Source organism: Pseudomonas sp. LABIM340 (assembly GCF_040017195.2).
Taxonomy (GTDB): domain Bacteria; phylum Pseudomonadota; class Gammaproteobacteria; order Pseudomonadales; family Pseudomonadaceae; genus Pseudomonas.
In genome coordinates this window covers 1,259,206-1,280,056 of record NZ_CM200227.1, presented here as the reverse complement: position 1 = coordinate 1,280,056, position 20,851 = coordinate 1,259,206, and the positions used below count along the sequence as shown (strand labels likewise).

The 20,851-nt window shown below is 65.5% G+C and carries 22 protein-coding genes; 11 read left to right on the top strand and 11 right to left on the bottom strand.

Annotated features, from left to right (window positions below):
- Positions 1–63: 63 nt before the first annotated feature.
- Complete coding sequence (locus ABKS89_RS06185; protein WP_348588008.1) at positions 64–894, bottom strand: VirK/YbjX family protein; 831 nt, start codon at positions 892–894, stop codon at positions 64–66.
- A gap of 240 nt (positions 895–1,134) precedes the next feature.
- Here ABKS89_RS06185 and ppk2 point away from each other — a divergent pair, with 240 nt between their 5' ends.
- Positions 1,135–1,953, top strand: coding sequence for a polyphosphate kinase 2 (ppk2, locus tag ABKS89_RS06180; RefSeq protein WP_348588009.1), 819 nt, complete (start codon positions 1,135–1,137; stop codon positions 1,951–1,953).
- A gap of 206 nt (positions 1,954–2,159) precedes the next feature.
- Here ppk2 and ABKS89_RS06175 read toward each other — a convergent pair whose 3' ends face one another.
- Positions 2,160–3,050 (bottom strand): LysR substrate-binding domain-containing protein, encoded by an 891-nt coding sequence (locus tag ABKS89_RS06175; protein WP_348588010.1) that lies wholly within the window; start codon positions 3,048–3,050, stop codon positions 2,160–2,162.
- Between the two features lie 128 nt (positions 3,051–3,178).
- Between ABKS89_RS06175 and ABKS89_RS06170 the strand changes: the two genes are divergently transcribed.
- Positions 3,179–3,796, top strand: a complete 618-nt coding sequence (locus tag ABKS89_RS06170; protein ID WP_348588011.1) for a glutathione S-transferase family protein — start codon at positions 3,179–3,181, stop codon at positions 3,794–3,796.
- Positions 3,797–3,809: 13 nt separating this feature from the next.
- On the opposite strand, the gene ABKS89_RS06165 is transcribed toward ABKS89_RS06170, so the two are convergent.
- Positions 3,810–5,012, bottom strand: coding sequence for an MFS transporter (locus ABKS89_RS06165; protein ID WP_138212356.1), 1,203 nt, complete (start codon positions 5,010–5,012; stop codon positions 3,810–3,812).
- A 169-nt stretch (positions 5,013–5,181) separates the two neighbouring features.
- Here ABKS89_RS06165 and ABKS89_RS06160 point away from each other — a divergent pair, with 169 nt between their 5' ends.
- Entirely contained in the window at positions 5,182–5,412 is a 231-nt protein-coding gene (locus ABKS89_RS06160) for a DUF2789 domain-containing protein (RefSeq protein ID WP_348588012.1), read from the top strand.
- A 12-nt stretch (positions 5,413–5,424) separates the two neighbouring features.
- Here ABKS89_RS06160 and ABKS89_RS06155 read toward each other — a convergent pair whose 3' ends face one another.
- On the bottom strand, positions 5,425–5,700 hold the full coding sequence (locus ABKS89_RS06155) for a metal/formaldehyde-sensitive transcriptional repressor (protein WP_024764116.1): 276 nt from the start codon (positions 5,698–5,700) through the stop codon (positions 5,425–5,427).
- A 60-nt stretch (positions 5,701–5,760) separates the two neighbouring features.
- Between ABKS89_RS06155 and dmeF the strand changes: the two genes are divergently transcribed.
- The 3 genes from dmeF to ABKS89_RS06140 all read left to right on the top strand — a co-directional run bounded on the left by dmeF (position 5,761) and on the right by ABKS89_RS06140 (position 7,956).
- On the top strand, positions 5,761–6,714 hold the full coding sequence (dmeF, locus tag ABKS89_RS06150; protein ID WP_348588013.1) for a CDF family Co(II)/Ni(II) efflux transporter DmeF: 954 nt from the start codon (positions 5,761–5,763) through the stop codon (positions 6,712–6,714).
- 98 nt (positions 6,715–6,812) lie between these two features.
- Positions 6,813–7,742 (top strand): pseudouridine synthase, encoded by a 930-nt coding sequence (locus ABKS89_RS06145; protein ID WP_138212353.1) that lies wholly within the window; start codon positions 6,813–6,815, stop codon positions 7,740–7,742.
- Positions 7,743–7,821: 79 nt separating this feature from the next.
- Positions 7,822–7,956, top strand: a complete 135-nt coding sequence (locus ABKS89_RS06140; RefSeq protein ID WP_017519380.1) for a hypothetical protein — start codon at positions 7,822–7,824, stop codon at positions 7,954–7,956.
- 183 nt (positions 7,957–8,139) lie between these two features.
- On the opposite strand, the gene ABKS89_RS06135 is transcribed toward ABKS89_RS06140, so the two are convergent.
- On the bottom strand, positions 8,140–8,448 hold the full coding sequence (locus ABKS89_RS06135; protein WP_045209676.1) for a PsiF family protein: 309 nt from the start codon (positions 8,446–8,448) through the stop codon (positions 8,140–8,142).
- A gap of 224 nt (positions 8,449–8,672) precedes the next feature.
- Here ABKS89_RS06135 and ABKS89_RS06130 point away from each other — a divergent pair, with 224 nt between their 5' ends.
- The 3 genes from ABKS89_RS06130 (at position 8,673) to ABKS89_RS06120 (ending at position 11,977) form a co-directional block, all read left to right on the top strand.
- Complete coding sequence (locus tag ABKS89_RS06130; protein WP_138212352.1) at positions 8,673–9,749, top strand: sigma-54 interaction domain-containing protein; 1,077 nt, start codon at positions 8,673–8,675, stop codon at positions 9,747–9,749.
- Positions 9,750–10,003: 254 nt separating this feature from the next.
- Positions 10,004–10,219: a hypothetical protein gene (locus ABKS89_RS06125; protein WP_081517536.1), complete on the top strand. Its 216-nt coding sequence runs from the start codon at positions 10,004–10,006 to the stop codon at positions 10,217–10,219.
- Between the two features lie 285 nt (positions 10,220–10,504).
- On the top strand, positions 10,505–11,977 hold the full coding sequence (locus ABKS89_RS06120; RefSeq protein ID WP_138212351.1) for an inorganic phosphate transporter: 1,473 nt from the start codon (positions 10,505–10,507) through the stop codon (positions 11,975–11,977).
- Between the two features lie 59 nt (positions 11,978–12,036).
- On the opposite strand, the gene ABKS89_RS06115 is transcribed toward ABKS89_RS06120, so the two are convergent.
- Both ABKS89_RS06115 and ABKS89_RS06110 read right to left on the bottom strand, forming a co-directional pair.
- Positions 12,037–14,817, bottom strand: a complete 2,781-nt coding sequence (locus ABKS89_RS06115; RefSeq protein ID WP_348588014.1) for a PAS domain-containing sensor histidine kinase — start codon at positions 14,815–14,817, stop codon at positions 12,037–12,039.
- A gap of 8 nt (positions 14,818–14,825) precedes the next feature.
- Positions 14,826–15,296 (bottom strand): TadE/TadG family type IV pilus assembly protein, encoded by a 471-nt coding sequence (locus tag ABKS89_RS06110; RefSeq protein WP_138212349.1) that lies wholly within the window; start codon positions 15,294–15,296, stop codon positions 14,826–14,828.
- 274 nt (positions 15,297–15,570) lie between these two features.
- Between ABKS89_RS06110 and ABKS89_RS06105 the strand changes: the two genes are divergently transcribed.
- Both ABKS89_RS06105 and ABKS89_RS06100 read left to right on the top strand, forming a co-directional pair.
- The gene (locus tag ABKS89_RS06105; RefSeq protein WP_348588015.1) at positions 15,571–16,050 is read left to right on the top strand and encodes a prepilin peptidase; all 480 of its coding nucleotides are present in this window, start codon (positions 15,571–15,573) and stop codon (positions 16,048–16,050) included.
- A 150-nt stretch (positions 16,051–16,200) separates the two neighbouring features.
- Positions 16,201–17,037 (top strand): response regulator transcription factor, encoded by an 837-nt coding sequence (locus tag ABKS89_RS06100; protein ID WP_138212347.1) that lies wholly within the window; start codon positions 16,201–16,203, stop codon positions 17,035–17,037.
- A 24-nt stretch (positions 17,038–17,061) separates the two neighbouring features.
- Here ABKS89_RS06100 and ABKS89_RS06095 read toward each other — a convergent pair whose 3' ends face one another.
- Genes ABKS89_RS06095 through ABKS89_RS06080 form a run of 4 tightly spaced genes read right to left on the bottom strand, consistent with a single transcriptional unit; the run spans position 17,062 to position 20,850 of the window.
- Positions 17,062–18,828, bottom strand: a complete 1,767-nt coding sequence (locus tag ABKS89_RS06095) for a pilus assembly protein TadG-related protein (protein ID WP_348588016.1) — start codon at positions 18,826–18,828, stop codon at positions 17,062–17,064.
- A gap of 18 nt (positions 18,829–18,846) precedes the next feature.
- Complete coding sequence (locus ABKS89_RS06090; RefSeq protein ID WP_348588017.1) at positions 18,847–19,128, bottom strand: DUF3613 domain-containing protein; 282 nt, start codon at positions 19,126–19,128, stop codon at positions 18,847–18,849.
- A 19-nt stretch (positions 19,129–19,147) separates the two neighbouring features.
- Entirely contained in the window at positions 19,148–19,945 is a 798-nt protein-coding gene (locus tag ABKS89_RS06085; RefSeq protein ID WP_348588018.1) for a tetratricopeptide repeat protein, read from the bottom strand.
- Positions 19,942–20,850: a type II secretion system F family protein gene (locus ABKS89_RS06080; RefSeq protein ID WP_348588019.1), complete on the bottom strand. Its 909-nt coding sequence runs from the start codon at positions 20,848–20,850 to the stop codon at positions 19,942–19,944. Before ABKS89_RS06080 ends, ABKS89_RS06085 begins: the two co-directional genes overlap by 4 nt.
- Between the last annotated feature and the right edge of the window lies 1 nt (position 20,851).

Sequence of the window (20,851 nt, the reverse complement as noted above, 5' to 3'; positions counted from 1 at the left end):
GCCGGGGATGACGGGCATTTCACCAAAAAAGCGTGCTGGCGGGGCAGTTTTTTACAGGACGGCTCAGGCGGCGATAGCGCCTCGCTCCCACGCCCTACGGATGGCGCCGGCGATCTCTTCGCGCAAGGCTTCGCGGCGTCGGAACTCGCTGCGCCGCTGGCTCTTCACCTCGGCGATGTCGCGCACCGGTTCGCAATCCGGCAGGCGGTACCAGTGGCGGCCGTGGCGGTTGGCCTGGGCCTCCAGCCAGAAGGCGTCGTAACTGGACTTGAGTTTGTGCGAACAGGTGTGTGCGGCGTCACTGATGCCCAGCAACTGGCGGCCGCCCATCTGTTCGCCCAGCGTATAAAGAGCGGTGAGCAGCAGGCTCTTGGGGCGCAGGCCGAACATTTCCTTGCCCAGCCATTTGACGGTGCCTTCATCCATCGTCGTTCGAGGGCCCTGCAGCCCACCGATCAGCAGCTGGCCATTTTTCCCGAGGGTGAAACTCAGCGAGTACAGACGCTCGCCTTCGCCATTGCGCAGGTACAGGCCCAGCTCTCCCTCACGGTAGAAGTCCGAGGGCTCCAGCAGCACGTCCAGCGCCTCGCCGCTTTTCAGGGGAACCCGGCTCAGATGCACCGCCCCCAAGGCCAGCAACTTGTCTCTCCAGACGCCGGGCAGACAATCCAGCTGCGAATAGTGCTCCAGCAGCGCAGCGAGCCGGCGCCGGACGCTCCAGTGGCGACAGAGGTACTTTCGCCAGTGCTTCTGGGCGGGCGGCAAGCCGTTTCTGTAGGGCATCGACAGCACCGGCATGCGCTCGATACAGCGCGACCAGCGCCAGTGCAGGTAGGGGAACAGGGTGGCAGCCAGCGCGCGTTGGCCGGTCTTGCGAATGGTTTTCCAGCGCATGAGTCAGAGGGGTCCGGGGCGGGGGAAGCGGCGCACTCCTGCGCACGCGAATGAAAAGCGCGCCAGTGTGGTTGTGAACGTCCCGCCGGGGGATCGGCTTGCCAGCCGCCGTGTTGAATGATCTTTCCGATCAGCTCACAGCAAAGTCCGACGCGTATCGGGTCGCTTTCGCAGATGCTCGATGGCAATCCCCCGCTATGCTCTGCAGTGGCACCCCAACGCCCCGACATGGAGACCAAGATGGGCAAGAAGAGCAAAGACAAGAGTCAGGCCGTAGAACCGCAAGGCAAGATGAAGAACCGCGAGTACGAGGAACACCTGCGCAAGCTGTCGGTGGAACTGGTCAAGCTGCAGGAGTGGGTGGTGAGCAAGGGCCTGAAGGTCTGCATCATCTTCGAGGGCCGCGACGGAGCGGGCAAGGGTGGCACCATCAAGGCACTCACCGAGCGCGTCAGCCCGCGGGTATTCCGCGTGGTGGCACTGCCCACACCCACCGAACGGGAGAAATCCCAGCTCTATGCCCAGCGCTACATCAAGCACCTGCCGTCCGCCGGCGAAATCGTGATCTTCGACCGCAGCTGGTACAACCGCGCCGGCGTCGAGCGGGTGATGGGATTCTGTACCGAGGAGCAGGCCGACAAGTTCCTCGCCGTGACTCCGCTGTTCGAGCGGATGCTCACCGAGTCGGGAATCATCCTGCTGAAGTTCTGGCTGGAGGTCAGCCCCGAAGAGCAGGAGCGCCGCCTGAGGGACCGCATCACCGACGGCCGCAAGATCTGGAAGCTCTCGCCCATGGACGTGAAGTCCTTCACCCGCTGGGATGAGTACACCCGCGCCCGCGACCTGATGTTCGCCGCCACCGACTCGCCCTGGGCGCCCTGGATCGTGGCACCGTCCGAGGACAAGAAGCGCGTGCGCCTGAACGTCATCAGCCACGTCCTCAAGCACGTGCCGTACAAGGAAACTCCGCGCGAGGAAGTGAAGCTGCCCAAGCGCGGCAAGATCGGCAAGTACAAGAGCCCCGACTACCCGATCCACTACATCGAAGAGAAGTTCTGAAGCCAACCAGGGCCGGCACGCGCCGGCCCTGGTTCGATTTGCACCAGGCACACGCCCGCCCCGCCGGTCAGCGCCGACTCCCCTTGTAGGTACAGCGGGGGCGCCTGGCCCAAGCCCGCAATCGCTCGCATCGCGCGCTCCTACAATGGAATACCGGCGCAGGGGCTTTCACGCAGGACGCAGTCCGCACGTGAACCTCATCAATCTCACACGATGGGGCGCAGATAGTCGGCCACCTCGCCAGACAACCACCCGGCAAACGCCGCCACCTTGGCTTGGGTCGCCTCGCGCTCGGGCCACACCAGCCAGTAGGGGAAGCCGTACGGAACGCGCAGATCGCTGAGCGCCACCAGTTCGCCGTTTTCCAGCGCGCCGGCCACCAGACTGCGCCGTTCGAGGCCGATGCCCTGCCCCATGCGCACCGCCTCGATGCTCAGGTTGGAATCGTTCACCACGAACTCCGCCGCCTCCTGCGGCACCGCCACGCCAGCCGCCTGGCACCAGCCCAGCCAGGATTCGAAGCCGGTAACGCGCGGGCAGCGGAGGATCTCTTCCGGGCTGCCAGGCAACAGCCCGCCGTTGAAGTCCGGCGCAGCGACGACCACGACTTCATCCTCGAACAGTCGCTCCTGCGCCAGCCCTTCCCAATGGCCCTGGCCGATGCGGATCGCCACGTCGGCAAGCCCCTGGCGCAGGTCCATCACTTCCAGGCTGGCCAGCAGGCGCAGGCGGTACTGTGGATAAGTCGCGCGAAAGCGCGGCAGGCGCGGCAGCAGCCACTTCTGGCCGAAGGACGGGGTAAGCGCCACCACCAGCTCATCCTCGCCCGGACGCGCCTTCGCCAGGCGGGTCGCCTCGGCGATATCACGCAGCGCTCCGCGAATCTGCAGGGCATACAGGCGGCCTTCTTCGCTCAGGCGCAATCCCCGGCCCTCGCGTTGCAGCAGGGTGATGCCCAGCAGGTTCTCCAGCAGGCGCACCTGCTGGCTGATGGCCGAGTGGGTGACATGCAGTTCGCTGGCCGCGAGGGTCACGCTGCCGAGCCGGGCAACGGCCTCGAAACTGCGCAGGGCGGAAAGCGGTGGCAATGCGCTCATGTAAGTTTTCCTAACCAAATTGGTCATTAATCGTCGCTATTTCCCAGCGACCAAAGCCGCTAGATTCAGGGCCACCGCGCGGAAAACCGCGTCAACCACGATGCAATTTCCACTAACAGGATGTGCCCATGCAACAGAAGCTTCCGCACCTGATCGGCATGCTCGACTCACCCTACGTGCGCCGCGTCGCCATCACCCTGCGCCTGCTCGGCATCGAATTCAGCCATCAGTCGTTGTCGGTGTTCCGCACCTACGAGGAGTTCCGCGGCATCAACCCGGTGGTCAAGGCGCCGACCCTGGTGCTGGGCGACGGCCAGGTGCTGATGGATTCCACCCTGATCATCGACTGCTTCGAACACCTCGCCGGGCGCAGCCTGATGCCCGCCGAGCCGGACGCGCGGGTGCGCGCCACGCGCTTGCTGGGCCTGGCCCTGGCGGTCATGGAGAAGGCGGTGCAGCGCTACTACGAGCAGCAGCGGCCGCAGGACAGGCAGCTCGCCACCTGGCAGGAGCGGGTCGACCAGCAGTTGCACGCCGCCCTGGCGCAACTGGAGAGCGAGCTGCGCGAGATGTCACTGGACGCCGGCGCACCGCTGGACCAGGCCGGGCTGAGCATCGCCGTGGCCTGGACCTTCGTGCAGTTGCTGCACTCCGAAGACATTCCGGCGGACAGCTACCCGGCGGTGAGCGACTGGGCGGAACAGGCCGAAGCGCTGGACGTCTTCAAGGCCTTCCCGCCGGTGTGAAACCCAGCCCAGCTCAATCCCTGGGCAACTCCTCGTGCTGCTGCCGGGTGAAGCGCAGCAGGCCGAAGCAGATGACGAAGCCGCAGAGCGCCAGCCCGGCGGCGACCAGGAAGATCGACGCGTAGCCGTGGCGGGCGGCAACCAGCCCCATCAGCGGGCCGGCGATGCCCATCGCCAGGTCGAAGAACAGCGCGTAGGCACCAAGCCCCGCGCTGCGGCTGCTGGCCGGGATGCGCAGCACCGCCTCGACGCCCAGCGACGGATAGACCAGCGACAGACCGCAACCGGTCAACGCCGCGCCCAACAGCGCGAAACCCGGCCCCGGCGCCTGCCAGAGCAGCAACAGGCCGACGACCTCCACACCGAGGCAGACCACCGCGACGGCAAAGCCGCCGAAGCGATTGACCATGCCCGAGAAGATCAGCCGAGCGCCGACGAAGCAGACACCGAAGGCGGTCAGGCACCAGGCCGGGTTCGCCCAGCCCTGGCTGCCGTAATAGAGGGTGATGAAGGTCGCCAGGGTGCCGAAGCCGATGGAACCGAGCATCACGCACATACCGTAGGGCAGCACGCGGCCGAGCAGCGCGTGGAAGGCCATGCGAACGCCCGGAATGGTCGGTACCTCCGCACGGCCACGGGCCGCCAGCCAGCCCAGGGCGGTGAGCACCAGGATGCTCGCGCCCAGGCTCCACAGGCCCAGCGAGGCCGACATGGTCACTCCCAGCGGCGCCCCGATGGCGATGCCGCCGTAGCTGACGATGCCGTTCCAGGAAATCACCTTGGCGGTGTTCTGCGTGCCCACCAGCGCAATGCCCCAGCTCGCTGTACCAATCCCCAGCAAGCCCTGCGCCAGACCGAACAGCAGGCGGCTGCCGAGCAGCAGGATCAGGCTCAGCCAGGTCACCGACTCCAGGCTGGTGGAAGCCAGCACCAGCACCCCGCCAGCGCCCAGCACGCCCAGACCATGGAGCACGGCGCGCTTGGCCCCGTAGGTGTCGGCCACGTAGCCCGCCAGCGGGCGCGAAACCAGGGTGGCAATGTATTGCAGGCCGATCACCCCGCCAGCGACCACGGTGGAATAGCCCAGGCCCTCGTGAACGAAGCCGGGGAGCACCGGCAGCAGCAGGCCGATGCTCAGGAACAGGACAAAGGTGAAGAAGACGGTCGCGAGGATGCGCAGGGTGACGGCGGCGGTTCGCTGCTCGGACGAGCTCATGGACGGGCCTGACGGTGGGTGGCGGAGCGTGTGCGGGGACGATTGAAAGCAGGCTATCTATTTCCGCCGCGATTGCCAATCCGAACCTTGCTCGCCGGCAGGGGCTCCTATAGTTGTTGCATTGCCGCGCGCCGTGGCGGCGCGCTCCATTTCAACCAAGGAGATCGTCATGGATACCAGCCAGCACAGCCTGAGCGCCCTGTTCAAGCAACTGGGCCTGCCCGACGGGCGCCAGGACATCGATGCCTTCCTCGGCAGCCACCGCCTCGCCGAGGGCCAGAAACTGCCGGACGCACCGTTCTGGAACGCCGCCCAGTCGCAGTTCCTGCGCGAGGCGCTGCAGCAGGACTCGGACTGGACCGAAGAAGCCGACGAGCTGGCGGTGCGGCTGTCCGACTGACCCGGTACGCCCTTATTTCAGATAGGAGCGCAGCACGCCCATGACCTGCTCGAGGTCCTCGTGGCGCTGCGCCGCGGTACGATCCTCGGCGCCCAGGTGGTCGCGCAGGTGGCCTTCGAGCACCTCGGCCATCAGCCCGTTAACCGCGCCGCGGATGGCGGCGATCTGCTGCAGGATCGCCGCGCATTCGCTGCCCGCCTCCAGCGCCCGTTCCAGCGCCTCGCTCTGGCCCTTGATGCGCCGCACCCGGGTCAGCAGCTTCTTCTGGTCCTTGATGGTATGTCCCACGTCAAAACTCCAAAGGTATACTGGGGTATAGTATCCAGACTGATCCTACGGACCATCATCATGCAGCACGCCGCCCACCCGCAAGACGGTCGCCACGACCACCAGTTCCACGAAGGCAATCCCCTGGCCGAACGCAACACCCTGCGCGCCGCGCTGCTGACCGTCGTGATGATGGTGGTGGAGATCGCCGGCGGCTGGATCTTCAACTCCATGGCGCTGCTCGCCGACGGCTGGCACATGAGCTCCCACGCCCTGGCGCTGGGGCTGGCGTTCTTCGCCTACGTAGCGGCGCGGCGCTTCAAGGGCGACGCGCGCTTCGCCTTCGGCACCTTCAAGATCGAGATTCTCGCCAGCTACACCAGCGCCATCCTGTTGCTGGGAGTGGCTGCGCTGATGATGTTCGAGTCCGTCGCCCGGCTGCTCTCCCCTTCGCCGATCCATTACCAGCAGGCCATCGCCATCGCGGTCATCGGCCTGCTGGTGAACCTGGCCTGCGCCTGGCTGCTGCGCGGCGAGCACCACCATGGCCACGATCACCCTCATGGACATGACCATCACCACGACCATGACCATCACGACCATGGTCACGACCTGAACCTGCGCGCCGCCTATCTCCACGTGCTGGCCGACGCAGCCACCTCGGTGGCCGCGATCATCGCTTTGATTGGCGGCCTGATCTGGGGCGCCGCCTGGCTCGACCCGCTGATGGGCATGGTCGGCGCCGTGCTGGTGGCCGTCTGGTCGGTCGGCCTGCTCAAGCAGAGCGGCCGGGTGCTGCTGGATGCGGAGATGAACGACCCGGTGGTGGAGGAAATCCGCGAGGTAGTTGCCGAGCTGCCCTGTCCGGCGCGCATCACCGACCTGCACCTGTGGCGCGTGGGCAAGTCGCGCTACGCCTGCATCCTCAGCCTCGCCAGCAGCGGCAACCTGACGCCCGAGCTGGTGCGCCAGCGCCTGCAGATCCACGAAGAGCTGGCGCACATCACCGTGGAGATCAACCCGATCCCCGCCTGAGGACGGCCCATAAAAAGACCGGAAGTCGTGGCGGCTTTGACGGCCGCCACGCCGCTGCGGCCTAATGCGCAGCCTGTCGAACCCGGTCGCCCGCCCGCATGTCCAGCTCCCGCTTCTCCACCGCCCAGCAACGCGCCAGCATCCTGCACCTGCCCGCCGGCCCCTGGACGACGGTGCTCGACTGCCTGTGCGCGCGCTTCCCGGCGATCAGCCGCGACACCTGGCTGGACCGCATGGCGCGCGGCAAGGTGCTGGACAACGACGGCCAGCCCATCGGTCCCGAGCATCCCTACCGCGAAGCGCTGCGCATCCATTACTTCCGCGAGGTGCCGCAGGAAGCGCCGATCCCCTTCCAGGAAAGCATCCTGTATGCCGACGAACACTTGGTGGTAGCGGACAAGCCGCACTTCCTGCCGGTGACGCCTGCGGGCCAGTACGTCGAGGAAACCCTCCTCGCCCGCCTCACCCGGCGCCTGGACAACCCGCAGCTGGTGCCGCTGCACCGAATCGACCGGCTCACTGCCGGACTGGTCCTGTTCTCCGCCAACCCGGACAACCGCGACGCCTACCAGGCGCTGTTCCGCGAGCGGCGCATCCACAAGATGTACGAAGCCATCGCCCCGGCGCTGCCGCAACGGGAATTCCCGCTGGTGCATCGCTCGCGAATGGTCGAGGGCGATCCCTTCATCCGCATGCAGGAAGTGGACGGTGAGCCCAACAGCGAAACGCGCATCGAGGTGCTGGAGCAGCGCGGCGAGCTGTGGCGCTATGGATTGCACCCGGTGTCCGGCAAACGTCACCAGTTGCGCGTACACATGTCCGGCCTGGGCGCGGCGCTGTGCTTCGACCCGCTCTACCCGACGCTGCCGCCGCGCGGCGAGCGGCCGCCGGAAGATTTCGACAAGCCGCTGAAGCTGCTGGCCCGGCAACTGGAGTTCGTCGACCCGTTCACCGGCGAGGCACGGTATTTCAGGAGCCAGCTGGAACTGACCTGGCCTTCCATCAATTTCATCGATGGTCACCCTTAAGACGATCCATTTCCGTCGATAGCGGCCCGGGTGTTTTCATAGCTCCACCCCAAGGAGAGAAAGCATCGGGAGCCCGATCATGAGCTACAGCGCCAAGTCCTTTTCCGCCCTCGTCAACGCCCTGCGTGCCGACGGCATCACTCGTCCCGAACAGATGGCCCGCCAGCCCTTCCGTAATGCCCAGGGCTTCTGGTCCGCGGTGGCCAAGAAATGAACCTCGTGCGGCGACTCCCGCCTGCGCTGCGCATGGATGCGGTGATCGTCCTCTACGCCATGGCCGCGGCCTGGCTGGTGTTCTCGGGCCTGTAATGCCGGACCGAAGAGACAGACACCATTGAAAAAGGGCAGCCATGGCTGCCCTTTTTCGTACCCCGCGCGGCCCTGCCGCGCTCCATCCTCACTTCTTCAGACAGGTGCTCATGAACGCCTTGCGTTCATCACCCTTGAGCGCCTTCTTGGTCGCATCGGCGTTGCAGGTCTTCATCTTTTCCTGCTGCGCCGTCGTCGCCTTGGTTTCGCCCCCGCCCGCCTTCAGGCAAGTGCTCATGAACGCCTTGCGCTCATCGCCCTTGAGCGCCTTGGTCGTGGCGTCGGCGTTACAGGTTTTCATCTTCTCCTGCTGCGCGGTCTGCGCGGCGGTGGCGGCAAAGCCTTGCGCCGAAAAAAGCAGAGCCAGGACGAGCAGCGGAATCCGAACGGTGGTCATGGAGTGGTCTCCCAGGATGGAATTGCCACTCTGAGCGTAGCTTGCAGCCCAGTATTCGCGAGGGCTGCGACGCGATGCTGGACGTCGTCCCAGCCGGCCCGTAATGGTTTGCACGAGCCCGCAAGGGGAATTGGTTATATATAAATTCGAATTGATAATTTTTTGAAATATGAAAAATGCCGCAGTATGGCGCTGCCACCCATTCGGTACGCCAGGAACCCGCCATGTCGCTGTTGACCCTTCCCAATGCCCGCGAGCAAACCAAGTCGGTCCGCGCCACGGTGCTGGTGTTCAAGGACCCGCGCTCGCAGGAGCTGCTCAACCGCATCGAGCGCCTGGCGCCCAGCGAAGCCAACGCGCTGATCATCGGCGAGACCGGCACCGGCAAGGAGCTGGTCGCGCGACATATCCACAAGCTCAGCCGCCGCAGCGGTTCGCCCTTCGTGGCGGTGAACTGCGGCGCGTTCTCCGAGACGCTGGTGGAAAGCGAACTGTTCGGCCACGAGAAAGGCGCCTACACCGGCGCGACGAGCAGCAAGGCCGGCTGGTTCGAGTCGGCCAACGGCGGCACCCTGTTCCTCGATGAAATCGGTGACCTGCCGCTGAACATGCAGGTGAAACTGCTGCGCGTGCTGCAGGAGCGCGAAGTGGTGCGCCTGGGCTCGCGCACACCGGTGCCGATCAACGTACGGGTGGTCGCCGCCACCAACGTCAACCTGGCCGACGCCGTGGTGGCCGGGCATTTCCGCGAGGACCTGTTCTACCGCCTGCACGTCGCCACCATCCGCCTGCCCCCGCTGCGCGAGCGCCCCGGCGACATCCTGCCGCTGGCCGAGTTCTTCCTCGAAGAGCACTGCCAGCGCCTGGGCTACAACCGCGCCTCCCTGAGCCCCGAGGCCGAACGCAAGCTGCTGGGCCACACCTGGCCGGGCAATATCCGCGAGCTGGAGAACGCCATCCACCACGCCCTGCTGGTGTGCCGCAACCAGCAGGTGCAGCCGGGCGACCTGCAACTCGCCGAGCTGCCATCCGCGCCACGCCACGACTCGCTGCGCCACGAAGCCTTCCCCCACGCCCTGGCGCCCCGTGTCGAGGCCACCCTGGAGCAGGCGTTGCTGGAGCTGTTCGAAAGCAACAAACCGGATCTCTACGAGCATGTCGAGGAAGTGCTGTTCCGCACCGCCTACCACTTCTGCCATGGCAACCAGCTGCAGACCGGCCGTCTGCTGGGCATCAGCCGCAACATCGTCCGCGCGCGCCTGGAAAAGATCGGCGAACTGAACCTCAGCCGCACCGGCTGAGGTGAGTTCAGCCCGCGCCAGCAGTGGGCTGAAACCGTCCGTCGGCGATCCCCGCCCGGCCTCCCCCCGCGAAAGGTTATAATCCGCAGCGCTTTTGCAGCCGGCACGCCAGTGCAAGCTGAGCGTCTACACTTTCAGGGCGTCGCCCTGGCGGGACGTCGACTGCCGGCGAGCGGCCCATCGTCATCAGCTGCCAGTCACCCTCTTCAAATCATCAGCTTTTAGTCATCAGCTTTCAGTCATCAGGAATGATCGTGACCAAAGACGAACTGCGCGCGGAACTGGAGCGCCAGGAGCAACGTTTCAAGGATGAACAGGGCGGCGAAGTGACCCTTTATGCCGCCCAGCCCGAACCCGGCAAGAAACCCTGGCGCAAGCGACCCAGCGTGCAGGACAAGGCCTTCGACCGGGAACTGGAAAGAATCGAAGAAGAACGACAGAAAAAGGATCAGGAAGGCGCTTCCGTTTAAATCGCAGGTACGACCCCAGGCTGAAAGACTCGCCCGAATCTGTTGTGGGAAAGTCTTGAGGCAATGGGCGGGCAGCGCTCCGTGGGGGAGCCGCCAGTTGGCCTGCAAATACTCATCCGATGGGCCGGCGGCCCGCGTGGAAGCATTGCAAACTTTTTCCACACTGTCTGAAAGCGCCGTGCGACGAGGCGTCGCGCAAATTGGAGAAACCGTTTCAGGCTAAATACGGTGCTCCAAGCTTCTGGCATAATCGCCGCCCCGTCTCCGACCGGTCATAGAATTTTCATGTTCGATCTCTTCAGCGGACTCGATCTCTGGGTGGGTATCAGCCTGGTGCTGGCACTCGCATTCGTCCTGGCGTTCGAGTTCATCAACGGCTTCCACGACACCGCCAACGCGGTGGCCACGGTCATCTACACCAAGGCCATGTCCCCGTACCGCGCGGTGATCCTCTCCGGCATCTTCAACTTCCTTGGCGTGTTGCTCGGCGGCGTTGGCGTCGCCTACGCGATCGTCCACCTGCTGCCGGTGGAACTGCTGATCAACGTGAACACCGGCCACGGTCTGGCGATGGTGTTCTCGCTGCTCGCCGCGGCCATCACCTGGAACCTGGGCACCTGGTACTTCGGCATCCCGGCTTCCAGCTCGCACACCCTGATCGGCTCGATCCTCGGCGTAGGCCTGGCAAATGCCCTGATCAACGGCGTACCGGTGGCCGACGGGATCAACTGGGGCAAGGCCATCGACATCGGCCTGTCGCTGATCTTCTCGCCGCTGGCCGGCTTCATCGTCGCCGGCGCCCTGCTGATCGGCCTGAAGTGGCTCTACCCGCTGTCGAAGATGCACAAGACCCCGGAAACCCGTCGCGACGTCGACGAGAAGAAGCACCCGCCGTTCTGGAACCGCCTGGTGCTGGTGATCTCGGCCATGACCGTGAGCTTCGTGCACGGCTCCAACGACGGCCAGAAAGGTATCGGCCTGATCATGCTGGTGCTGATCGGCATCGTCCCGGCGAAGTTCGTCCTCGACCTGAACAGCACCACCTACCAGATCGAGCGCACCCGCGACGCCGCCATCCACCTGCAGCAGTTCTACAACCGCCACTCCGACACTCTCGGCGAGATGCTCGCACTGGGCAAGGCCGGCGAAGCGGACATGCCCGACCTGTACCGCTGCGAGCCGAAGCAGACCGAAGCGACCCTCAAGGGCCTGCTGAGCGACCTGCACGGCGTCTCCAGCTACAACGACCTGAACGACGACGAGCGCGTCCAGGTGCGCCGCTACCTGCTGTGCCTGGACGACACCGCGAAGAAGGTCGGCAAGCTGTCCGAGCTGCCGTCCCGCGAGAAGGCGGACCTCGAGAAGCTGCGCAAGGACCTGACCAGCACCACCGAATACGCGCCCTTCTGGGTGATCATCGCGGTAGCCCTGGCCCTGGGTATCGGCACCATGGTTGGCTGGAAGCGCGTGGTGCTCACCGTCGGCGAGAAGATCGGCAAGCAGGGCATGACCTATGCCCAGGGCATCGCCGCCCAGCTCACCGCGACCGCCGCCATCGGCATGGCCAACATCTACAGCCTGCCGGTGTCCACGACCCACGTGTTGTCCTCGGGCGTGGCGGGCACCATGGTGGCGAACCGCAGCGGCCTGCAAGGCAGCACGATCCGCAACATCCTCATGGCCTGGGTACTGACCCTGCCCGTGTCGATCGCGCTGTCCGCCGGCCTGTTCTGGCTGTCCTCGCGCTTCATCGGCTGATCCCGCGCCGCGCACCAAAAAAACGCCTGCATCCGCAGGCGTTTTTCATTTCCGGTCGCTCAAACCGTGATGGCCTGCCTCGGCAGGCGGATGACGAAACGCGCGCCGCCCTTGAAGTTATCCACAGACAGGCTGCCACCCATGTTGCGGATCAGGTCGTGGCTCACCGACAGACCCAGCCCCGTGCCCTTGCCGATGGGCTTGGTGGTGAAGAAGGCCTCGAAGATGCGCTCGATCACTACCGGGTCGATGCCGCCGGCGTTGTCGCGCACATGCAACTCCACCCAGCCGGGATCCGTGCAGGGCTCCTGCGAGACGCCGACCCAGCGCGCGCCCTCTTCTCCTCGTCCCAGCAGAGCGTCACGGGCGTTGGCCAGCAGGTTGATCAGCACCTGCTCCAGCTGGTCGGCATAGCCGCGCACCACCACCCGCTGCGCCGGTGGCCGGCATTCCAGGGTAATGCCCTGCTGCGTGAGGCTTTCCCCCAGCAAGGCGACGGCACCTTCGCAGGCGTCGTAGGGATCGAAGGGCGCGGCCTCCAGCTCCGACTTGCGGCTGAACACGCCCATGTGGCTGATCACCCGCGAAAGCCGGTCGATCTGCGCGTCGGCACGCTCGAGCTTTTCCTTCAGGTATTCGGGCTCGCCGAGCTTCTGTCGGGCGTTATAGAGGGACATGCGCATGACGTGCAGCGGCTGCTTCATCTCGTGGGCCATGCCGCTGACCATCTCGCCCAGGCTGGCCATCTTCGCGCCCTGTGCCAGCTGCTGCTGGGCATGGCGCACGGCAGTATTGTCGCGCCCCACCGCCTGGACTTCGACCAGCCGCCCCTCAGAGTCCAGCAAAGGCCGGTCCGACCAGATCAGCCAGAGGTTGCGCTGGCCGGACAGGCAGAAACGCAGCTCCCAGGAATCGTCCGCCACGCTCTGGCCGCCACCCACCAGACGCGCGCGCAGGGCGCTGCAGTCCTGCTCGGACAGCCACTCGTCGAGCCGCCGGCCGAGCAGCGCGTCCACTGGCTCACCCAGTACCTGGGCGAAGGTGTGGTTGATGAAGGTCAGCTGCAGGTCGGGGTCGTAGCGGCAGATCAGAGCGGGCGAGTCCTCCACCAGCACGCGGTAGCGCTCTTCGCTTTCGGCGATCTGCAACGCGGCCAGGTGCTGCTCGGTAACGTCCAGCCAGAGGCCGACAGCCTCCTGCGGAATGCCCTGGATATCGCGCAGCAGCTTGGCCTCGTCGTACAGCCAGTGCCATTCTCCGGCGCTGTCGCAGAGGCGGTACTCGGTGCGCACGCGGCCCTCGCGCAGCAGCTCGCGGCCACGGTCGAGGAAGGTTTCCAGATCATCCGGGTGCACCCGTTCGGCCAGCGCCTGCCAATTCTGGCCCTGCAGGTCGAGACCGAGCAGGTTGCCGGCGCTCTCGCTGTAGAACTCGGGGATCAGGTGCCCCTCCTCCACCCGCTGCACGTAGATCACCACCGGCGCGCTGTCGATCAGGTTGCGCAGCCGGGCGTGGGCGGCCAGCGCCTGCTCTTCCTGCAACTTGCCTTCGCTGATATCCAGCAGCACGCCGTCCATCAACTGGTCGCCGGCGCGCGCCTGCCGCCGGCCCTGCAGGCGCAGCCAGCGGCGCGTCTGGCTAGAAGCCGCGCCGCGCAGGCGCAGGTCCTGGACCAGTCGCCCGCCCGGTTGCAGGTTGCGCAGGCGCAGGCTGAGTTCGTCGGCGTCGGCGGGGTGCAACTGGCTCAGCAGGTCGCTCAACGCCAGCTGCAGCTGCCCGGCGGGCAACCCCAGGCTCGCCGCCACCGCCGGCGACAGTTCGAACAGGCCCTCGTCGACGCGCAAGCGCCACCAGCCACCACCCACCATGTCCTGCAGCAGGTTCAGGCGCCGGCTGCTGTCGCGCAGATTGTGCAGTTCGGTGCGCTCGTGGACGAGGTTGGTGAGGATTTCCGCCAGGTACTGCCAGTCGCTCGGCGCCAGCCCTGGCCAGCTGCCGCCGTGCTCCATCGGTTCGGCCAGCAACCCGGCCAGCCGCCCCCCGCGCACGGGCGCCGGGATCAGGTAGAGCTGGGCGCAGCACAAGGTACGCAGCAGCTCCGACGGGCTGTCATCGGCCCCCAGCAGGCAGGCACCGCTGGCGGCCCGCAGCTCATCGCCGGGCAGGGCCAGGTTTTCCCGCAGCAGGCTGTCGAAGCCGGGCTGCACGTAGCAGGCAAAGACCCGCAGGCTCTGGTCCGGCGCTTCCAGCAGCAGGGCCATGCTGCGCATGTGGAAGTTGCTGCAGAACGCCTCCAGTACCTCACTGACGGCCTCGCCGAGGCGGCGTTGCGAACTGTGGCGCAGACGCGCCAGCAGCAGCTTGCTGAGGTTCAGGCATTGCAGCTTGTGCTGCTGGCTGTCGGACTGCCAGTTCAGGTCGGAGATGTCCGTACCCAGCAGCAGGCAATGCTCGTTGGGCTGCAGGACCGCCTGGAAGCGGCAGACCAGCGGCAGGTCGCCGGTGCTGCGCAGCACCAGGTCGAGCCGCTCACCACCGCGCAGGCTGGACACCTGCATGCCGCCGGGAATGCGCCGGTCCAGATAGTCTCCCAGCCCGGGCAGGTCGCCGTTGCCCGGCACCGGCGGCAGCAGGCGGTGCGCCTGGCTGCCACCTCGGGCGATGACGCGATCGCGGCTGTCCAGCTCCAGCCACAGGTCCCAGTGGCCGGTCACCACGGGCTCGGCCAGCTCTTCCACCGGCAGCGCCGGACGTCGGCGTGCCGCCAGGGGCCGGCTCGGCGCCGGGTTCTCGTTCATCTCATGCTGGCCGCGAGGCCTGGAGCGCCAGAAATCGAACATCCAGTACCTCAGAGCAGGACGCTGGCGGTGCCGCTGAGCACGTCGGGCAGGCGCGGCACCGTGCCGATTCCCGGCAGGGTCAGGAGCGGGACGATGGGCGAGGTGGCGTAGGGATAGCTGACGCACACCCGCACGCGCGTGTACTGGCGCCCCGAGACCGTCTCGGTCACCGGGGTATCCATGAACTGCCCGCTGTAGCAGCCGTTGCGCCAGCTCACCGGCATCCAGCTCAGGCGCTGGGTCACGGCGTTATCCACAGCCGCTTTCAGGGCGGCACTGTAGCCACCCGCGGCCTGGGGATTCACCGAGACGGCCACTCGCGCACCCGCCGCCGCCGCATCGTTGAACGACTGCAGCATCAGCAGGGGCACGCAATAACCGAGCAGTCCGTAGAGAACTGCGAAGAACAGCACGAATACGGCGGCGAACTCGATAGCCACCGCGCCTCGTTGAGTGCCACGCCCGCCGACTCCGTTCATGCGAAATACTCCCGGACCAACTTCCAACTTGAATGATCGTTCAACTTGTCGGCACAGCGGAACTTTACTGAAGATACTCGCCGTCGGATAAATACCGCTCTCCAGCAATACTAGGCGCTCTTCCACGATTCGCCTTCATGGCCTATCGGAATAACGTTGCGAGCCAAACTCGATTACCCATGGCTTCAATTGCAATATGGCGCTGGAGTGCGGGATACCTTAAAACTCCACTAACCTGCTTCGAAGTCGCCGTTCCGGGATAAGGACATTCTCGATGCTGTTCAAACTCTGCCTGCTGGGCTGGTTCGCCGTCTGTGCCAGCCAGGACCTCACGCGGCTGCGGGTCAGTAACTGGCTGACCCTGGGTGGGGCGCTGGCCGCCTTGCTGTTCCTGCTGGTCACGGGCCACACGCTGACGGGCTACGCGCCGCTTGCCGCGGGGGTCGCCGCGCTATTGGCGGCGCTGCTCAGCGTGCCGGGCTACTGGCTGGGGAAGCTGGGCGCGGCCGACGTGAAAATACTGATCGCCCTGGGCCTGGCCAGCGACCCGCTGACGGTGCTGTACACCCTGGCGGTGGCCTGCCTGTTCTGTGTGGTGCTGATGTTCGCCAGCAAACTTTTGATTGATTCGGACAAAGTACCGGCTAATTGCAAATCGCAATTAACCAAACTGCAACCGTCAAGGTTCAAGTCATTTCCGTTCATCTTCGCGCTGTTCGCCGGTCTTCTGACGACCCTGTCGCTCCTCAAATAAAAATGATTCCGACAATTGGCAGAGTCCAAACTTAACGACTATATGCTAAGGGTTAATACCATCCATCACCTGATGGGACGATCCGGCTACGGTAATTGAACGGCCGGACGATAAAAATAATGGAAGTAATCCTTCAAGGAGCGTGCAGTCATGGAAAAAACGGCCAATCGCCGTTTCAGCGTGCTGGTCATCGATGACGAGCCTCAGGTTACTGCGGAGCTTTCCGAACTGCTGGAGAACAGCGGCTACCGCTGTGTGGTCAGCGACAGCAAGGACAGTGCTCTGCAGAAATTCCGCGATGACGCCTCGATCGGCCTGGTGATCTGCGACCTGGGCCTGGGGCGCGACAACGGCATCCGCGTGGTCGAGGCACTCAAGGACGTGGCCGGCGCGACGCGGTTCTTCGAGACCATCATCCTCACCGGCCAGCAAGGCAGCCAGGAAGTGATCGAGGCCATGCGCGTCGGCGTCGCCGATTACTACCAGAAGCCGGTGGCGCCGATGGACCTGCTCAAGGGCCTGGAGCGCCTGGAGGCGCGCCTGCACGAGCGCATCCGCAGCCAGCTCAGCCTGAGCCATGTGAATCAGCGCCTGGAGTACCTCGCCGAATCGCTCAACTCGATCTCGCGGGATATCCACAAGATCAAGTATGAAGTCCATGGTGGTGGCGGCCAGCCGGCCAGCAGCGGCGCGCTCAAGCAGGAACAGCCCGAGCCTGCGGCCAGCGCAGCGCCGAGCAACGCCGAGCAGATGACGCCGGTGGTCAACAACCCGCTGTTCAACAAGCTCTCGCCGCGCCAGCAGGCGGTGGCGCGCCTGGTGAGCAAGGGGCTGACCAACTACCAGATCGCCTACGATCTGGGGATCACCGAGAACACCGTGAAGCTCTATGTCTCCCAGGTGCTGCGGCTGATGCACATGCACAACCGCACCCAGCTCGCCCTCGCCATCTCCCCCAGCGCCTCGCAGAGCAGCGCGGTGCACTGAGTCCGCCTCGCCCTCTGACGATCTTCAGATCAGCAGCTCCGCGCCGCCGGTCTGGAGGTCGATCAGGCGCACGTCGAGGATGCCGGTCTGGATGCCCAACAAGGCCAGCAATGGGTCAATCAGTTGCTGGCCGAGCGCGGTGACCAGTGCACCCACCGCACCTGTGAGATCGAGAGCAAGCTGCGCAATCGAACTCACCAGACTGCTCAATGTACACAGCAGCCAACTGAGGATGTTGTTGCAGTTACCGCCTGGCTCAACCTTGATGGTCAGGGAATTCGCCAGACTGGTCAGCCCCGTCCCCAGCGATGATCCCAATGGGCTCTGTACTCTTTTTACCGCGCTGGGCAGATCGGCAGGGCTGCTGACCAGGAAGCTGAGGGATTGCTCTCCTGGAATGGCGAATTGGGTAGACGTCGACGTGCTGCTACCTGTAGCTCCCGTACCGGTGTTGGTGATGGTCACCCCAACCAGACTGCCATTGGCGCCGGAGAGCAGACTGACATTGGCATCGAGACTGGCGCTCGCTACGCCCGGCCGCGCCTTCACATTGACCGTGACGGGTTTGCCCACGCCTCCACACTGAATTGTGTCCAGCGCGGCATAACCCTCCGCCACACCCACCTTGAGGCTCAGCGCCAGCCTCACCAGATTCAACCCAAGCAGGTTGGCGTTGGCCCCCACCTCCAATTGCACTTGAGCGTTCTTCGCCACTGTTCGCCAGTTTCCGGCGCCGTCCTTGCCCGGATACCCATAGGCGATGGTCGGCGGGGAGATGACCCATAACTTCACGGTCGGCACAACTCCAGCGATGCTCTTTCCCTTCAGATCGAGGTTCACTGCGTTGTTCTTGTTCGCCACCAGCGCCGTCGCCATCAGCAGGTCAAGCATATTGACCCCGGCACTGAGCGCCGTATCGCGCACGCTGTCCGGCGCCACCACGCTGAGAATCTGCCCCAGGGTCAGTTGCGCCGTCGGCACGTTGATGGTGGCCAGCGCCGTGCGCAGCAGCGCCGTGTTCACCCCGACAAGCTGTGAGGAGTCCGCCGCGTTGACCATGGCCTGGAGCAACTGTGCAGCGGTGACGTTCGCGCCCAGCAGGCTGTCGATCTTGCCCAGTTCGAGGTTCACCCCGGCGGCCTTGAGCTGCTGGCTCAGGGCGAGCAGCGAGACGTTGGCCCCGGCGATGCCCTGGTAGGTCACCACGTCCAGGTTGAGGTTGGTGCCCAGCAGCCCGCCGAGCAGGGCATTGAGCAACGGCGAGTTGCTCGAGTCCAGGCTCAACACACCGCTACCCGCGGAGATTCCCGCCATCGCCGAGCGCCGTGCCACGGCCTGGGCACTGATCACCGTAGTGCTCGACGCACCGCTGAACAGGCTGGCGACGTTGAGTACCAAGCTGGAGGGTACGCTGTGGGTGGCCTGCACGCGCACGGAATCTGCCAGGTTGCCGCCCGCGCTGAAAACCCGCTGGGAATCGGCACTGCCGTAACCGGCAGAAAAACTGACACTGCCCAGTGTCCCGACCAGCGTGTCGCCGGTCCCGGGCACGAAGCCGTTCTTCGCCGCACTGGCGGTGACATAGCCCTGGATGTCAGCGGCCAGCTGCGAGCCGCACATGCCACCCTGGGTGGCGGCTTCCAGCGCCGCCATGTCCGCCACACGCTGCAGCTTGCGTTGTTCGAAGTACAGGCGCCCGGTGTCGATCACCAGGGCCAGGCAGATCAGCGCCAGCAGCAGCGTTCCCGCCGCCATGACGCCGATTGCGCCTCGCTGCCGTTCACGTCCCATGGCAGCCTCCGGAAGGGATCAGTTCTTGTCGGTGCTGAAGCCGTTGTTGTCGTCGAGCAGGTACTCGGGAATCTCGTGGGTATAGCTCTTCAGGTAGCGCTGGTAGGCGCGGTCTCGCTCGGCCGGTGTGGCGCTCTGCCGGTGGGCCGAAGCGGCCTTGCCACTGCTCTGCAGGTCCAGCCAGGTCAGCACTTCCTGCTGGTCACGAGCGGTGGTGCCGGCTTCGGTGTGGGTGGTCCCCACCGCCTGGGCCAGCATCGGCGTCGCCAGCAGTGCGCCGGCCAGAATCCATGTCTTCATCCTTCCCTCCCTGCCCACCTCAGCGGGCCTTGACCAGCAGCTTGGCGTCGCGCGCCACCGCCGGAGTCGACACGATCTGAGCCGGGTGTGCGTCTTCCACCGGCTCGTCCACGTAACTCACGCTTTCGGCCCGCACCGCCGGCTGGCTGCCCGGGCTGGCGGGGCTTATCGGACGCAGGTCCTTCGCCTGGTCCTGGGCCGCGCGGACCTGCTCGGCAGACAGCCCGACGCTCTGGATCAACCGGCTGGCCTCGCTGCTCTCGCCCTGGATGAACATGACGCTGAGCAGGTTGGTGGCCGGCAGCTTGTCGTGCTCGTTCAGCTCCATGGCGGTGATGAACTCGAAGCGCGCCTTCTCCAGCTCGCCGCGCCGCAGCAGGACGTAACCCAGATCGTTGCGCAGCGCGCTGTCGGTGGGCTGCAAACGCGCCGCTTCACGCAGCTCGCGCTCGGCTTCCACCGTATTGCCGCCGCGCATGGCAATCTGCCCCAGACCATGGTGGGCCTCGGCGGCCTTGCAGGTGCCCAGCAACCCTTCGTAGATGATGCGTGCCTTGGGATCACCGATGCGGCGCAGAGCCAGCGCCTTGCTTTCGCGGACTTCCAGCGAGTTCGGCGGCAGGGTTTCGAGGTTGGCCAGGGCGGCGTGGGCACGGCCGTTGTCGAGCATCTCGCGGGCGAGATTGAGCTGCAGTTCCACCGCCTGGCCGAGCTTCTCGTCGCAGTTCTGCCCGACGCTCGGCCCGCCGAGGGTGTCGAAGTTGGCGCAGCCGCCGAGGGTCAGGCCCAGCAGGCCGATCAAGCACGCGTTTCTCATCCCATTCTCCCCAGGGCCTTGGTGATCGCGAGGAAGCCGGGCCCGGCGAGGATGATCAGCAGCGCCGGGAACAGCAGCGTCATCATCACCAGGCTCATCTTCGCCGACATCTTGCTGACCTTTTCCTGCAGGCCGGTCAGGCGGCGATCCTCGAACAATTGCTTGAGCGTCAGCAGCGATCCGCGAGCACTGCCGCCCTGGCGCAGCATCTGGCGCAGTACGTTGCAGCAGTCGCTCAGTTCCCCCACCGCCAGGCGCTTGCTCAGCAGTTCCAGCTCATCCGCCAGGTCCAGGCCGCTTTCGGCATGGGCCAGGACGCCATCCAGTTCTTCCACCAGCACCGGCACGATGCTCCGCCCTTCCCGGCTGACCACTCGCAGGCTCTGCTCCACCGTGAGGCCGGAGTCGAAGAGGATGCGGATCAGCTGGATGAACAGGATCACCTCGTCTGCCAGGCGCTGCCGGCGCTTGCTGGCGAAGTAGGCCAGCACCCGCTTGGGCAGCAGGAAGCCGACCCCGGCGGCGAAGGACAATGGCAGCAGCGGCGAGGTATGGGCGTGCCCCGGCGTGGCAAGGACCACCAGTACGATGGCCACGAACAGCAGGGGAACCAGGAATATCGACATCAGGTAGATACGCCGCGGCGTACTGCCGGACCAGCCGGCCTGGTTGAGCAGCAGCCGGACTTCCTCATCGCGCAGCTGCAGGCGTCGCCCCAGGCCGCTGTCGCTCATCCGGTCGAACGCCCGCGCCATGCGCTGGCCAGCTCCGTGCGGCGTTGCATCGCCGCCCAGGCGCTGCTCGATCAGGCGCTGTTCGCGACCGGCCGTGCGGCTCTGCGAGAGCAGCAGGAGGATCGCCGCCAGGGCCAGGATCACCACCATCAATCCGTACATCAGGGGCATG